This is a genomic window from Pseudomonas sp. LFS074 (assembly GCF_047978165.1).
Lineage (GTDB): Bacteria > Pseudomonadota > Gammaproteobacteria > Pseudomonadales > Pseudomonadaceae > Aquipseudomonas > Aquipseudomonas putida_P.
Map to the genome: position 1 here is coordinate 2,187,672 of NZ_JBFPFV010000001.1, position 13,362 is coordinate 2,201,033.

A 13,362-nucleotide genomic window follows, 5' to 3' on the forward strand; every position below is an offset into this window, starting at 1 on the left:
GAGGTACCTGGGGGACTCGCTTAGCCCAGGGTTTTCGCCAAGGCTTGCAGGCCACCTTCGTAGATGCCTTTGAACAGTGCCTCAGCCTCGGCCTCACTGACACCGGCCGGGGTGAATTCGCCGAACCACTCCACCAGGCTGCCTTGGCCGTCGGCCTTGACTCGCAGGGTCGATCGGTAGTCGGTCACCGGAAACGGGCTGCTCAGGATCGTGTAGCTGTAGCTGCGCGCGTTGTCGTCAAAAGCTGTAAGGCGCTCGACGATGCTGTTGCCGTCCGGGTCTTTCAGCGAGCGCACACGGCCGCCTTCGCTGGAGATGCTCTCGGGGATGAACGGCAGCCAGTCCGGCAGGCTGTCGAAACCGCCGATCAATGCCCAGACGTGTTCAGGGCTGTGTTGGGCTTGCAGGGAAGCGTAGGCAGTTGCCATAGGGTAATGCTCCAGTTGAGTTCAGATAGCAAGGCTGTCGACCACACCGCCGTCGACCCGCAGGGCCGCGCCGGTGGTGGCGGAGGAGTAAGGCGAGGCGAGGTACACCGCGAGGTGGGCGACTTCGTCGACATCGGCGGCGCGCTGAATGATCGAACTTGGCCGTGCGGTACGTACGAAGTTGTCGGCCTCTTCACGAATGCTGCGCCCGGACGCCTGTGCCGCATCGGCTACCAGCGCGGCCACGCCATCGGTCAGGGTCGGGCCGGGCAGTATCGCGTTCACGGTAACCCCGGTGCCGGCCAGGCGCTTGGCCAGGCCATGGGAAACGGCCAAGTTGGCGGCCTTGGTAACACCGTAGTTGATCATGTCCGCAGGGATGGCGATGCCCGATTCCGAGGAAATGAACAGGATCCGCCCCCAGCCTTTCTCGACCATCCCCGGTGCATAGTGGCGGGCCAGGCGCACGCCGCTCAACACGTTGGTATCGTAGAAGCGCGCCCACTCACTGTCGGCCACGTCGAAGAAGTCGACGTCGTCGTAGATGCCCAGGTTGTTGACCAGGATGTCGGCCCGTGGGTGGGCGGCGAACAGGGTGTCGGCACCGGTGGCGGTGCCCAGGTCGGCGACCACGCCGTGAATCTGCCCACGGCCGCCTTGTTGGCGCAGTTCGGCCAAGGCTGCATCCAGCGATTTCTGGCTGCGGCCGGCAATGAGGAATGACGGAGGCTTTTTGCTGTGGTGGGACGGTTTGCGTAGCGAGATGCAGCCGATCCACGACAGCCAGGGCGTGTTCGCCGTCCTGGAAAAGGAAGTGCGGCGCCTGGGCTTCGATTACTACGCCTATGGCGTGCGCCACACGATTCCCTTCACCCGGCCGAAGACCGAGGTCCATGGCACCTATCCCAAGGCCTGGCTGGAGCGATACCAGATGCAGAACTACGGGGCCGTGGATCCGGCGATCCTCAACGGCCTGCGCTCCTCGGAAATGGTGGTCTGGAGCGACAGCCTGTTCGACCAGAGCCGGATGCTCTGGAACGAGGCTCGCGATTGGGGCCTCTGTGTCGGCGCGACCCTGCCGATCCGCGCGCCGAACAATTTGCTCAGCGTGCTTTCCGTGGCGCGCGACCAGCAGAACATCTCCAGCTTCGAGCGCGAGGAAATCCGCCTGCGGCTGCGTTGCATGATCGAGTTGCTGACCCAGAAGCTGACCGACCTGGAGCATCCGATGCTGATGTCCAACCCGGTCTGCCTGAGCCATCGCGAACGCGAGATCCTGCAATGGACCGCCGACGGCAAGAGCTCCGGGGAAATCGCCATCATCCTGAGCATTTCCGAGAGCACGGTGAACTTCCACCACAAGAACATCCAGAAGAAGTTCGACGCGCCGAACAAGACGCTGGCTGCCACCTACGCCGCGGCGCTGGGCCTCATCTGAATGACCACGTCGGCGTTGGCGCGGGCCAGGCCGCGGGCGATGGCCAGACCAATACCGCCGGTAGAGCCGCTGATGATGGCGGTGCGCCCGCCGAGGTCGATGTTCATGGAATGGCTCCTGTGGGTGAGTTGTATCGATGAGAGCCATCCTAGTAAAGCCTACTCAGACTGTAAAAGACGTAATTCGACTGAGTTCAGACCTCTATGGACTTATTCGCCTGCGCCAGCACGCGTTCACGGAAAATGCCCACGATCGGCCGCAGGTCGACCTGGTGCCAGGCGGCCCACAATTGCACGCTGGGTTGGAACCAATCCAGCTGACGCAAAACCACGGTTGGCCCGGCACTGGCCGTCAGGCTGCCCTGCACCATGGCCAGGCCCAGGCCCGCGGACACCAGGCCGAGCACGCTCAATGGGTCGGTCGCTTCAAGGGACAAGCGCGGGGTAAAACCGGCATCACCGCAGCGGGCGATGAAGTCGTCGCGCTTGTTCACCTGGTCGGGCTGGCCCCCGGTGATGATCCATTCCTGCTCGTGCAGGTCGGCCGGGGTCAGTTCCGCCTTGCTGGCCAGAGGGTGCGAGGCTGGGATGGCCAGCAGCATTGGGTCATCCAGTACTGGCTGCGCACGCAAGTCGGGGTCGTGCTTCGGCGGCGGCTCGCACACCAGGGCAATGTCCAGGCTGCGCTGGCGCAGGCCTTCGAACTGCTCGCTGGGGATCATGTTGTACAGCGCAATGTGAATGTTCGGGCGTTCGCCACGAATGGCCCGCACTGCGCCAGGCAGCACACCAGCGTGGATGGCGTGGTTGACGTAGCCGATGCACAAGCCGCCTTCCTCGCCACGGCCCAGGCGCTTGCCCAGCGACTCCAAGCGCTCGGCATGCTTGAGCAGGCCGCGCGCCTCGGCCAGGAAGGTGCGCCCGTCGTTAGTCAGGTACAGCCGCTGGTTGCGCCGTTCGAACAGGGCCAGGCCAAGGTTGTCCTCCAGCTGGGCGATCTGCCGGCTGAGGGGCGATTGGGAAATATGCAGCTGCTCGGCGGCTCGGCCGACATTCTCGCATTCGGCGACGGCCACGAAGTAGCGCAACTGACGCAAATCCTGCATGAGACCTCCAGGGACTTAACTGTGACGAATTATGACTTGGACGGTCTGGGTTTGGCCAGCCTAGGATGTGCTCACGTCGTCGGTTGATGACCTTACACACCCTTTCTGGAGACATGCCATGAGCTTGAAAGACCTGATCGCCAACCCCCTGGGCTTTGGTACCGCGCCACTGGGCAACATGTTCCGCAACGTGCCAGATACCGAAGTGCAAGCCTCGGTGGACGCGGCCTGGAACAACGGTGTGCGCTACTTCGACACTGCGCCTTTCTACGGTGCCGGGCTGTCGGAAATCCGCCTCGGCAAGGCCCTGGCCCAGCGCCCGCGCCATGAATACGTGCTGAGCAGCAAGGTTGGCCGCGTCATCCTCGACGCACTGGAAGACCCGGCTGCTCGTGAGCTGGGCGAGAAGAGCGGCCTGTTCGAGCACGGCAACCGTAACCGCATCGTCAATGACTACAGCGCCGATGCCACCCTGCGCTCGATCGAAGACACCCTCAAGCGTATGGGTACCGACTACCTGGATATCGTCTGGATTCACGACATCGCCCAGGACTTCTACGGTGACGAATGGCTGAGCCAGTTCGAAATCGCTCGTACCGGTGCCTTCCGCGTGCTGACCCGCCTGCGTGAAGAAGGCGTGATCAAGGCATGGGGCTTGGGCGTGAACCGCGTCGAGCCGATCGAGCTGACATTGGACCTCGAAGCAGCACGCCCGGACGGCTTCCTGCTGGCGGGTCGCTACAGCCTTCTGGACCACGACCGTGCGTTGCAACGGGTAATGCCAGGTGCATTGGCGCAAGGCCTCGGCATTGTCGTCGGCGGCCCGTACAACTCCGGCGTGATTGCCGGGGGAGAGCACTACGAGTACCAGAAGGCCAGCCCGCAAATCCGTGCCCGTGTCCAGCGCCTGAACGAAGTGGCGGCGCGCCATGGGGTGGACATCAAGGCTGCGGCGTTGCAGTTCTCGCTGGCGCACCCCGCGGTAGCGGCGGTGATCCCAGGGGCGACCCGGCCACAACATGCCGACCAAGACCTGGCGGCGTTCAATGCGGTGATTCCGGCCGCGTTCTGGGCCGAGCTGCGTGAGCTGGGGCTGATCGCCCAGCAGGCACCGGTACCTGAAGCCTAATCGCGAAAGGGGGAGGGCTTTGCCCTCCTATCGCCAGCGAAGCCTGTTAACCGAGACTTTGCTGCAAGGCCTCGATAAACACCTCTTCTGCCCGACTGAAGCGCTGCTCCCTGTTCCACAACAGGTGAATATCCACATCGGCAATCCCTTCCTGCGGCGGCAACTTCCACAGCAACCCCGCCTCTACATCCGGCGCCACCACATGCTCGGGCAGGCAGCCGATGCCAAAGCCGGCGATCACCAGCCGGCGTACTTCCTCCAGGCTTGGCGATGACGCCACGATGCGCCCGGCAAAGCCCTGCTGGTCGCGGAAAATGGTCAGCGGCGACAACATGCCGCCAATCTGGTCGCTGGTAAAACTGACGAAATTCTCCCGTTGCAAGTCGCCTTCGGCCTGGCCGAACAAGGCATGGTGCTTGCCGCAGAAAAACGCATAGCGCTGGCGCAGAAACAGCCGTTGCTCCAGCCGTGGCTGCGCACGCCGGTTGAGGCTAAGGCCCGCTGTGGCGGTTTTCTCCTGCAGGGCGGCGACGATGTCGGAACTGCGCATCACGTCGATTTCCAGCTCCACCCGTGGGTGCTGGCGATGGAAGTCGGCGAGGAAGTCGTCGAAGCGTTCGCTGACGATGCGGCTGATCATCAACAGACGCACCTTGCCTACCAGTTCGTCCGCCGGTTGCTCCAGCAAACCGCCGATCTGCGACATCTGCCCATACACCTCGCCAGCCAGCTGGAACAGCTGCTCGCCCATTTCCGTCAGCACGAAACGCGGCCCACGTCGGGCGATAAGCTGGCGGCCAAGCTGCTCTTCAAGGCGCTTGAGCGCCTGGCTCACGGCCGGCTGGGTGAGGTGCAGGCGGGCGGCGGCGCGGCTGATGGACAGTTCCTGGCCGATGACCCGGAAGGTGCGCAGCAGGTTCCAGTCGAGGCGGTCGTTGAGCAGACGGTCGGACATGGCGAGGCTCGATGATAAGCGTGGCTAATAGTACGAATAATAAATAGAAAATTGACTAATCATAGCCCTGAGCCGATAAATCGCAGGCCAAGCGCCACGAGAGCGCGACAATGACCCAGCAACTCCTGCCAGAACAACAAGCAAAGGAGCCCCCATGAAGCCCACCGCTTCCGCCCAGCCACGTCGTGCAGCTGCTGCCGCGTTCATCGGCACCATGATCGAATGGTACGACTTCTACATTTACGCCACCGCCGCCGCCCTGGTGTTCGGTGCCTTGTTCTTCCCCTCCGACGACAGCCTGTTCAGCACCATGGCCGCGTTCGGCACCTTCGCCGTGGGCTTTTTCGCCCGGCCGCTGGGTGGCATTGTCTTCGGCCACGTGGGCGACCGTATCGGCCGCAAGAAGTCGCTGGTCATCACCCTGCTGATGATGGGCATCGTCACCGTGTGTATCGGCCTGCTGCCGACTTACGCGCAGATCGGTGCCACCGCACCGGTGCTGTTGATCCTGCTGCGCATCGTCCAGGGCATCGCCGTGGGCGGCGAGTGGGGTGGGGCGGTGCTGATGGCCGGCGAGCATGCGCCCAAAGGCCGGCGCAACTTCTTCGCTTCGTTCGCCCAACTGGGCAGCCCGGCGGGCCTGATTCTGTCGCTGCTGGCCTTCGGCGCGGTGACCCGCCTGCCTGAAGACGAGCTGATGAGCTGGGGCTGGCGCGTGCCGTTCCTGGCCAGCGCGTTGCTGCTGCTGGTGGGCCTGGCGATTCGCCTGGGGGTGAACGAGTCGCCCGAGTTCATCGCCAGCCGCGAGCAGGCAGAGAAGGCCCGGCGCAAAGAGCAGGCGCCGGTTTTCGAAGTGCTGCGCACCGCCTGGCGCCCGCTGTTGTTGTGCATCGGTGCCAACACCTTGGGCATTGCCGGGGTCTATTTCACCAACACCTTCATGATCAGCTACACCACTCAACAATTGCACCTGGAGCGCTCGCTGATACTTGAGTGCCTGTTCTTCGTGGCGATCATCCAGTTCTGCGTGCAACCGCTGGCTGCCTGGCTGTCGGAGAAGATCGGTGCCACGCGCTTCCTGGCCCTGGTCGCGTTGCTGGCGATGGCCTCGCCGTACCCGATGTTCGTGCTGGTCAGCTCGGGCCAGGGGCCGTTGATCGTACTGGGCATCGCCCTGGCTGCAGCCTGCATGGCCTCTTTCTACGCGGTGATAGCTGGCTATGTCAGCGGTATGTTCGAAACCCGCGTGCGCTATACCGCCATTTCCTTGGCCTACCAGGTCTGCGGCGCCATCGCTGGCGGCCTTACCCCGCTGATCGGCACCTGGTTGGCTCACACCTTCAGCGGCCAGTGGTGGCCGATGGCCGTGTTCTACACCCTGATCGCCACCGTCTCGCTGGTCTGCGTGCTTGCCCTGGCGCGCCAGTATGCCCGTAGCCAGCGCCTGGAACTGGCCTGATCGAACTGTTTTACTCTGGAGTACCCGCACATGTTGAAAAGCAATGGCGAACGCCTGTGGGCGAGCCTGATGGCCATGGCCGAAATCGGCGCCACCGCCCGTGGCGGCAGCTGCCGCCTGGCGCTCAGCGACGAAGACAAGGCTGGCCGTGAACTGTTCAGCCACTGGTGCCGTGAAGCCGGCCTGACGCTGACGGTGGATGCCATCGGCAACCTGTTCGCCCGCCGCCCTGGCAGTGACCCGGATGCGGCGCCAGTGATGATTGGTAGCCACCTCGACACCCAGCCCGAAGGCGGTCGTTTCGATGGCGTCTATGGCGTGCTGGCCGGGCTTGAAGTGGTGCGTCGCCTCAACGATCTGAACATCCAGACCCGCAAGCCGCTGGAAATCGCTGTATGGACCAACGAAGAGGGCGCGCGCTTCACCCCGGCCATGTTCGGCTCGGCGGTGTTTACCGGCAGCCTTGCGCTGACCGAGGCGCTGGCTATCCGCGATGCTGATGGCATCAGCGTGGCTGACGAGCTGCAGCGCACTGGTTACGCCGGCCAGCGCCCGCTGGGTGGCCAGGTGGATGCGTATTTCGAGGCGCATATCGAGCAAGGCCCGATCCTTGAAGACAACGCCAAGGCCATCGGCGTGGTCAGCGGTGGTCAGGCTATCCGCTGGCTGGACGTCACTGTCGAAGGTATGGCGGCACACGCCGGCACCACGCCGATGCCGCTGCGCAAGGATGCCTTGTATGGCGCGGCGCGGATGATCCAGGCGGTTGAGCAACTGGCAGCGGACTTCGCGCCCGAAGGTTTGACCACTGTTGGCGAACTGTCCATTGCCAAGTCTTCACGCAATACCATTCCTGGCCTGCTGCAGTTCACGGTCGACTTGCGCCACCACCGCGACGAAGCCATCGAGGCGATGGAGCGCGACTTGACCTTGAAGCTGCAAGCCATTGCCAGCCAGCGTGGTCTGCAGGTGCGTATCGAGCGGCACTGGGTCAGCCCGGCCACCCCGTTCGACACCGACTGCGTGGCTGCTGTGCAGCAGGCCGTGGATGGCCTGGGCTATGCCCAGCAATCGATCGTCAGCGGTGCCGGCCACGATGCCATCCTGCTGGCCCGCTACTGCCCGACGGCCATGGTGTTCATCCCCTGTGTCGGCGGCCTGAGCCACAACGAAGCCGAAGACGTGTTGCCCAACGATGCCCGTCAGGGTGCCGATGTACTGCTGAACGCCGTGCTGGCCCGTGCGGGCCTTGTCGAATAAGGAGAAGCCTGATGCGTTGCTACTTCCACCCCGAACAACTGCTGCACCACCCGCGCAGCTACTACTCGCGCGGCGCCATGCGCACCCCGCAGGAAGTCCCCGAGCGCGCCCAGCGGCTGTTGCAGGCCGCCAAGGACCTGGGCTTCGACATCCGCCAGCCCGACGATGCCGGCCTTGAACCGTTCAGGGCTGTGCACGGTGAGGCCTATCTGGCCTTCCTCGAAGAGGCCCATGCACGCTGGAAGGAAGTGCCCGAGGACTGGGGCGACGAGGTCATGTCCAACATCTTCGTGCGTGAGCCCAACGCCTTGCGTGGCATTCTCGCCCAGGCCGGGCGCTACCTGGCGGATGGCAGCTGCCCTGTTGGCGAAAACACCTGGCGTTCGGCCTATTGGTCTGCGCAAAGCGCGGTGGCCGGGGCCAAGGCCATCCTCGACGGCGAACCGGCTGCCTATGCGCTGTGCAGGCCACCGGGGCACCATGCGCGCTTCGATTCGGCGGGTGGGTTCTGCTACATCAACAACGCGGCTGTAGCTGCCCAGGCCCTGCGCAGCCGTTATAGCCGCGTGGCAGTTCTCGATACCGACATGCACCATGGGCAGGGGATTCAGGAGATTTTCTACGATCGCCGTGATGTGCTGTATGTGTCGGTGCATGGCGACCCGACCAACTTCTATCCTGGCGTGGCTGGGTTCGCGGACGAGCGGGGTAGTGGTGAAGGGGAGGGGTACAACCTGAACTTGCCGATGGCGCATGGGGCCAGTGAGGCTGATTTCATGGGGCAGTTGGACGTTGCGCTAGCTGCAGTGAAGGACTTTGGTGCTGAGGCGCTGGTGCTGTCGCTCGGGTTCGATATCTATGAACTCGACCCGCAGAGCAAGGTGGCAGTGACGACTGAAGGGTTTGCTGCGTTGGGGGAGCGGATTCGTGCGTTGCGGTTGCCGTGTCTGATCGTGCAGGAAGGCGGGTATCACCTGGACAGCCTGGAGGTGAATGCGCAGGCGTTCTTTGCTGGTAAGGCGGACTGGCGTTAGGTGGTGAGCGCCGGCAGACCCATTGTCACTGCCGGCGCCTCTGATGAAACTCATCTTAGCCTGCAAGGCCCTAAGTTCAGAGCGCCTCACAATTCATATTTTTTTTGAGCCAGGAATTCTGGCTCTCGCCAATTCTGGCCCTTGATGTAGCCATTACCGCCATATTGTATTAAGCCTTCTTCAAGCATTTTGCTTACTAAGTTCATGAGTTGTAGGCAGTCACCAATATTTGCCCAGCTATTTCTATTGTACAAGTTGTCGAGCCGGGGATGAGAAATGCCATCTCGCCTCACAAGCCATAAAATGACGTCTGTAGGGCTTTCGTTAATTACTATTTCGCTGACGGTATTCATTGATTTTCTCGCGCAGGCTGCCGGTCGTCTGCCTCAATGGCTTCTGGTGTGTATAATAGCTCAAGTTCTGAAGTGAGTTGGTAGTCCTCCAGTGTTGCGGCATGTGTGTTATTCCATGCTTCGCCACGATCTTCAGGCCTAATTCTATCTGGGATTTCAAGCGCCCGGAAGCGCTCAAGTTCTCTTATTTCATGTGTGTAGAATCGCTTGTCAGTGTCAGTTGCTTCTAATTGACCTTGTGGTATTTTTTTTCAGCCTATCGATCATGATCTTGTTCGCATCGGAGGGTTCGAAACGACTTGTGTGTAGCTTGACTAGCTCAATGCCATCAGCTGTGATCTTAGTCTTCCTCCAATCCAGTCGTTCGATAGGTCCCCCAGCTTTATCCGGGTTGTAGGGTCGTCCACTGTAAGTCCCTTTGGTTGTCGCGCCGGGGTAGGGAGAGTTGAAGACAACGTACAGTGGCGGTAGGCCAGATTCTGGCGGGAAGCAGTAAATGCAGTCTTTGAAGTCCTCCGGTTCCAGCGCGGGTAGAGGGGAGGCTTCGATGTGCAGTGGATTGAGTGTCACGCCACGATAGGGGTAGGAAGGTATCTGCGTGCTAGGTTTAGTGGTCGAGGCGTCGCCGGGTATGTGCGCGGGTAACGTCAGCTTGATTGGAAACTTTTGCGAAGGTACGGAAATGTAGCTGTTCGTCGCCTTGTCGAAGTAGAGTGGGCGTAGAGGTACTCTGCTTTCGAGACTTGCTGTCTGCTGGTTTTGATGAGTGTATAGATGTCATTCTTCGAATAAATTCGATAGGTTGACGCCGCTACTCCATGGCCAAGGGCTTTCTCGTACAGCTGATCGGGTAGGTCCGGTATTAATAAATCGGCTGGGAGGCTCAGTGTTGTTTCATGGTAGAGATCACTGTTGCCGAGTTCGGAAGAATAAAGCAGAGCACCGATACCAACGTTGAATAGCCGGGCTGCAACAGCTCCGGCTGCCCTTTCCAGCATTTTTCGGCCTGATCGCAAAGTTGATTCTAGTTGGCGGTTGTGGTAATAGGTGCTGCCTATTGCGCCCAAGGTTGTTGATATTTGTATTGATGGTATTGTGCTAAAGGTTATGGTATTGCTTTCCGAGGTTTTGCTTTCGGTGAGTGCAAGTTTTGAGTTGAGAGTGGTTATTTCACGATGGATTATTTTTAGACTCTGACCTAACAGAATTTCAATCTGAGCGGCAGTGATGCTTCGCATAAGGGCGAAGAGGAAGCCCTGTATGACATAGAGCTCTTCTTCAAAGTAGGTGTGAGGGTCAATTAAGGTATAGAAGAGATAAGCTGGTGAAAATCCGGGGGCATACACATGTATGCCTGATAAGTCGTCAGTGGGTAGGCCCTTGTGGATGATTTTTTCTTGAGGTTTTAGCAGGAATTGCCGCTTGGCCTGCAGTATGCTTAGATTGTCAGAGTAACGAGCATCAATTGCTGAATAGTGGCTGTCCAGATAATGCTTCAGTCCAGGTGGGGCAGGGGACGAGTCGCTTCGATACTGTTTATGATGTTTTGTGCTTTAGCTTCGGCATCCCAGCTACCAGCACCGATACTGAAAAGTCATACCGGAATGGAGCTGGTGAACAAATTTTACTAATTTCTGAAGCTGTCATGGTCGTGCGGGAGGTCATTGCTCTCTCCTGATCACTAGGTTCGGGAGAGAGAAATACTCTAGAGGAAAACTGTGTTTGCTAAGATGGAATTGTTACATTGAGACCTCGGGTAGGGGCATGCAGCATCAAAAGTTTGTTTTAGCCATACCCCCACTTATAGGCAATCGATATGACAGGCGCCGAAAATTTCAAGGCGAACATCCCGGCAACACCGACGCCCCTACATCCCACCCCGCCGCACATGCTTGACGAAGACCTTCTCCAACAACTCCCACATCGCCGGATCGGTACTGAACGCTACATTGAACCGCATCCACCCGGTGGCCTTGGCATCGACCATGAACAACTGCCCAGGCCCGAGCATGATGCCTTTCTCCAGCGCGTCATCCAGCAACGCCGCGCTGTCCGGAATCGCTGGATGGCGGGTCCAGATATACATGCCTTCATCCGATTCGGTGAACAGTTCAAAGCCCAATCGATGTAGATGCCGGCCAACTTCCTGATGCGCCTCGGCCAGGCGCTGGCGCAGGCGTTTGAGGTGCTTGCGCCAGCGCCCGTCGATGATCGCCGCGTACACCACCCGCTCCATCACCTGCGAGGTGGTCAGGCCCGAGCGCATTTTCAGGTGCAGCAATTTCTGCATCAGTTCGGGGTTGGCCAGCATGTAGCCGACCCGCACGTTGGGTGAAATGCTCTTGGAGTAACTACCCACGTACACCACCTGTTGCAAGTGGTCGAGGCTGGCCAGGCACGGTTGCGGCTCGGTGACCATGTCGGCGTACAGGTTGTTCTCCACAAGGCGGAAACCGTGCTGGCTGGCCAGTTGCAACAGCCGGTGCAACTGCGGCAGTGGGGTGCGCGAGCAGGTCGGGCTGTGCAGGTGCGGCTGGGTGAAGAACGCGGTTGGGCGGTGGTGGGTAAGCAGCTGCTCCAGCTGGTTCAGGTCGTAGCCGGCGGGGGTGCGCGGCACGCCGACCAGGGTGGCGCCCTGGGTGCGCAGGATGGCCTTGGTTGACGGTTTTCTTGAGCTGGAACGCTCAAGTGGAAAATTGGAGTGGAGCGCCATCCTGCAGAAGATGGCGAGCGACCTTGGATTCTCGAAGATCCTGTTCGGCCTGTTGCCTAAGGACAGCCAGGACTACGAGAACGCCTTCATCGTCGGCAACTACCCGGCCGCCTGGCGCGAGCATTACGACCGGGCTGGCTACGCGCGGGTCGACCCGACGGTCAGTCACTGTACCCAGAGCGTACTGCCGATTTTCTGGGAACCGTCCATCTACCAGACGCGAAAGCAGCACGAGTTCTTCGAGGAAGCCTCGGCCGCCGGCCTGGTGTATGGGCTGACCATGCCGCTGCATGGTGCTCGCGGCGAACTCGGCGCGCTGAGCCTCAGCGTGGAAGCGGAAAACCGGGCCGAGGCCAACCGTTTCATAGAGTCGGTCCTGCCGACCCTGTGGATGCTCAAGGACTACGCACTGCAGAGCGGTGCCGGACTGGCCTTCGAACATCCGGTCAGCAAACCGGTGGTTCTGACCAGCCGGGAGAAGGAAGTGTTGCAGTGGTGCGCCATCGGCAAGACCAGTTGGGAGATATCGGTTATCTGCAACTGCTCGGAAGCCAATGTGAACTTCCATATGGGAAATATTCGGCGGAAGTTCGGTGTGACCTCCCGCCGCGTAGCGGCCATTATGGCCGTTAATTTGGGTCTTATTACTCTCTGAATGCTCATCAGGTTGGGGTAACCGGGGTCGTCCACCAGCACCACGTCGCCAGGGCGCACCAGCGTGCGTGCGGCCAGGTCCAGGGCCTGGCTGGCGCCGTGGGTGAGCATCAGCTGCGCCGGGTTGGCGACGATCGACAACTCCTGTTGCAGGTTCTGCGCAGTCAGTGCCCGCAGCTCCATCAGGCCCATGGGGTCGCCGTAGCCCGACAGTTCCAGTGGGCTGCCGGCTACCTGGCGCAGGCCACGGCGCAGGCCGTCCTCGTACATCCAGTCGTTGGGCAGCCAGCCGCACCCCGGCTTGTACGGCAATTGGCGGATTTCGAAGATCTGCTGCAGGTACCACTCGGAGTTGAACGTTGGTCGACTGGTGTCGGCCTCGGCGTTGTGCTGTTCCAGCAGTTCGCCCGCCGCACGGTTGACGAAGAACCCCGCATTGCCACGGCTCACCAACAGCCCTTGGGCGACCAGCCGGTCGTAGGCCTCGACCACGGTGAAGGTGCTCACCGAATAGCTCGCGGCAAAGGCGCGGATCGACGGGACCTTGGCGCCTGGCTTGAGGGTCTGGTTGTCGATCAGCTCGCGCAGCCCGTCGATGATCTGGTTGACCAGCGGGGTTGAGGAGTCTGGATGTAATTCGAACATTCGTGGCCTTCAGGGTGCGTATCGCCTGGCGTTTGCAGGGTGTACTGCAAGGGCGACCTGTACAGTGCAGTGCGAGATTCATGCCACTGTGCATGGCTCTCTGCGTCGGACATTTTTACATTAGGTGTCGGATATCGCCACATAAAGCATGTTCAGTTCGCGCCAGGCAGTCGCCCTGGGGCGCGTCAG

Annotated in this window: 11 protein-coding genes and 5 pseudogenes; 6 read left to right on the plus strand and 10 right to left on the minus strand. The window is 60.8% G+C overall.

What is annotated here, in order from left to right; all coding sequences use genetic code 11:
• Window positions 1-20: 20 nt before the first annotated feature.
• Both ACNQP3_RS10080 and ACNQP3_RS10085 read right to left on the minus strand, forming a co-directional pair.
• A complete protein-coding gene (locus ACNQP3_RS10080; protein WP_012271680.1) occupies window positions 21-428 on the minus strand; it encodes an SRPBCC family protein in 408 nt (135 codons plus the stop codon).
• A 21-nt stretch (window positions 429-449) separates the two neighbouring features.
• A pseudogene (locus tag ACNQP3_RS10085) lies at window positions 450-1,115 on the minus strand (SDR family NAD(P)-dependent oxidoreductase); the annotation flags it as partial.
• Window positions 1,116-1,140: 25 nt separating this feature from the next.
• On the opposite strand from ACNQP3_RS10085, the gene rhlR reads away from it, so the two are divergent.
• Window positions 1,141-1,866: a transcriptional regulator RhlR gene (gene rhlR / locus ACNQP3_RS10090; RefSeq protein ID WP_347063173.1), complete on the plus strand. Its 726-nt coding sequence runs from the start codon at window positions 1,141-1,143 to the stop codon at window positions 1,864-1,866.
• Here the strand turns inward: rhlR and ACNQP3_RS10095 are convergent.
• Both ACNQP3_RS10095 and ACNQP3_RS10100 read right to left on the minus strand, forming a co-directional pair.
• Window positions 1,848-1,973: pseudogene (locus ACNQP3_RS10095) on the minus strand (oxidoreductase); the annotation flags it as partial. The gene rhlR and the pseudogene ACNQP3_RS10095 sit on opposite strands and share 19 nt — an antisense overlap.
• A gap of 86 nt (window positions 1,974-2,059) precedes the next feature.
• Window positions 2,060-2,971, minus strand: coding sequence for a LysR family transcriptional regulator (locus tag ACNQP3_RS10100; RefSeq protein WP_012271682.1), 912 nt, complete (start codon window positions 2,969-2,971; stop codon window positions 2,060-2,062).
• Between the two features lie 118 nt (window positions 2,972-3,089).
• On the opposite strand from ACNQP3_RS10100, the gene ACNQP3_RS10105 reads away from it, so the two are divergent.
• Window positions 3,090-4,100, plus strand: a complete 1,011-nt coding sequence (locus ACNQP3_RS10105) for an aldo/keto reductase (protein ID WP_060515702.1) — start codon at window positions 3,090-3,092, stop codon at window positions 4,098-4,100.
• Window positions 4,101-4,146: 46 nt separating this feature from the next.
• Here the strand turns inward: ACNQP3_RS10105 and ACNQP3_RS10110 are convergent, their stop codons facing one another.
• On the minus strand, window positions 4,147-5,055 hold the full coding sequence (locus tag ACNQP3_RS10110) for a LysR family transcriptional regulator (RefSeq protein ID WP_012271684.1): 909 nt from the start codon (window positions 5,053-5,055) through the stop codon (window positions 4,147-4,149).
• 154 nt (window positions 5,056-5,209) lie between these two features.
• Between ACNQP3_RS10110 and ACNQP3_RS10115 the strand changes: the two genes are divergently transcribed.
• From ACNQP3_RS10115 to ACNQP3_RS10125, 3 genes are read left to right on the plus strand one after another with little or no spacing between them, the layout of a single operon-like run.
• Window positions 5,210-6,514: an MFS transporter gene (locus ACNQP3_RS10115; protein WP_012271685.1), complete on the plus strand. Its 1,305-nt coding sequence runs from the start codon at window positions 5,210-5,212 to the stop codon at window positions 6,512-6,514.
• Window positions 6,515-6,544: 30 nt separating this feature from the next.
• Window positions 6,545-7,774: a Zn-dependent hydrolase gene (locus ACNQP3_RS10120; protein ID WP_060492805.1), complete on the plus strand. Its 1,230-nt coding sequence runs from the start codon at window positions 6,545-6,547 to the stop codon at window positions 7,772-7,774.
• Window positions 7,775-7,785: 11 nt separating this feature from the next.
• The gene (locus ACNQP3_RS10125; protein ID WP_060492804.1) at window positions 7,786-8,808 is read left to right on the plus strand and encodes a histone deacetylase family protein; all 1,023 of its coding nucleotides are present in this window, start codon (window positions 7,786-7,788) and stop codon (window positions 8,806-8,808) included.
• A gap of 86 nt (window positions 8,809-8,894) precedes the next feature.
• On the opposite strand, the gene ACNQP3_RS10130 is transcribed toward ACNQP3_RS10125, so the two are convergent.
• The 4 genes and pseudogenes from ACNQP3_RS10130 to ACNQP3_RS10145 form a co-directional block, all read right to left on the minus strand.
• The gene (locus ACNQP3_RS10130) at window positions 8,895-9,161 is read right to left on the minus strand and encodes a hypothetical protein (RefSeq protein ID WP_071984352.1); all 267 of its coding nucleotides are present in this window, start codon (window positions 9,159-9,161) and stop codon (window positions 8,895-8,897) included.
• A 216-nt stretch (window positions 9,162-9,377) separates the two neighbouring features.
• Window positions 9,378-9,854 (minus strand): annotated as a pseudogene (locus tag ACNQP3_RS10135) (S-type pyocin domain-containing protein); the annotation flags it as partial.
• Entirely contained in the window at window positions 9,809-10,507 is a 699-nt protein-coding gene (locus ACNQP3_RS10140) for a hypothetical protein (protein WP_156352731.1), read from the minus strand. The pseudogene ACNQP3_RS10135 and the gene ACNQP3_RS10140, both read right to left, overlap by 46 nt.
• A 521-nt stretch (window positions 10,508-11,028) precedes the next feature.
• Window positions 11,029-11,826 (minus strand): annotated as a pseudogene (locus ACNQP3_RS10145) (PLP-dependent aminotransferase family protein); the annotation flags it as partial.
• Here ACNQP3_RS10145 and lasR point away from each other — a divergent pair.
• Window positions 11,810-12,529, plus strand: coding sequence for a transcriptional regulator LasR (gene lasR / locus ACNQP3_RS10150; RefSeq protein ID WP_347032980.1), 720 nt, complete (start codon window positions 11,810-11,812; stop codon window positions 12,527-12,529). The pseudogene ACNQP3_RS10145 and the gene lasR sit on opposite strands and share 17 nt — an antisense overlap.
• Here the strand turns inward: lasR and ACNQP3_RS10155 are convergent.
• Window positions 12,523-13,173: pseudogene (locus ACNQP3_RS10155) on the minus strand (PLP-dependent aminotransferase family protein); the annotation flags it as partial. The gene lasR and the pseudogene ACNQP3_RS10155 sit on opposite strands and share 7 nt — an antisense overlap.
• Window positions 13,174-13,362 lie beyond the last annotated feature (189 nt).

What these genes read in the sequence shown, in the direction of transcription:
- ACNQP3_RS10080 (WP_012271680.1), bottom strand. Translation starts at nt 428, where the DNA reads ATGGCAACTGCCTACGCTTCCCTGCAAGCCCAACACAGCCCTGAACAC.
- rhlR (WP_347063173.1), top strand. Translation starts at nt 1,141, where the DNA reads ATGAGGAATGACGGAGGCTTTTTGCTGTGGTGGGACGGTTTGCGTAGC.
- ACNQP3_RS10100 (WP_012271682.1), bottom strand. Translation starts at nt 2,971, where the DNA reads ATGCAGGATTTGCGTCAGTTGCGCTACTTCGTGGCCGTCGCCGAATGC.
- ACNQP3_RS10105 (WP_060515702.1), top strand. Translation starts at nt 3,090, where the DNA reads ATGAGCTTGAAAGACCTGATCGCCAACCCCCTGGGCTTTGGTACCGCG.
- ACNQP3_RS10110 (WP_012271684.1), bottom strand. Translation starts at nt 5,055, where the DNA reads ATGTCCGACCGTCTGCTCAACGACCGCCTCGACTGGAACCTGCTGCGC.
- ACNQP3_RS10115 (WP_012271685.1), top strand. Translation starts at nt 5,210, where the DNA reads ATGAAGCCCACCGCTTCCGCCCAGCCACGTCGTGCAGCTGCTGCCGCG.
- ACNQP3_RS10120 (WP_060492805.1), top strand. Translation starts at nt 6,545, where the DNA reads ATGTTGAAAAGCAATGGCGAACGCCTGTGGGCGAGCCTGATGGCCATG.
- ACNQP3_RS10125 (WP_060492804.1), top strand. Translation starts at nt 7,786, where the DNA reads ATGCGTTGCTACTTCCACCCCGAACAACTGCTGCACCACCCGCGCAGC.
- ACNQP3_RS10130 (WP_071984352.1), bottom strand. Translation starts at nt 9,161, where the DNA reads ATGAATACCGTCAGCGAAATAGTAATTAACGAAAGCCCTACAGACGTC.
- lasR (WP_347032980.1), top strand. Translation starts at nt 11,810, where the DNA reads ATGGCCTTGGTTGACGGTTTTCTTGAGCTGGAACGCTCAAGTGGAAAA.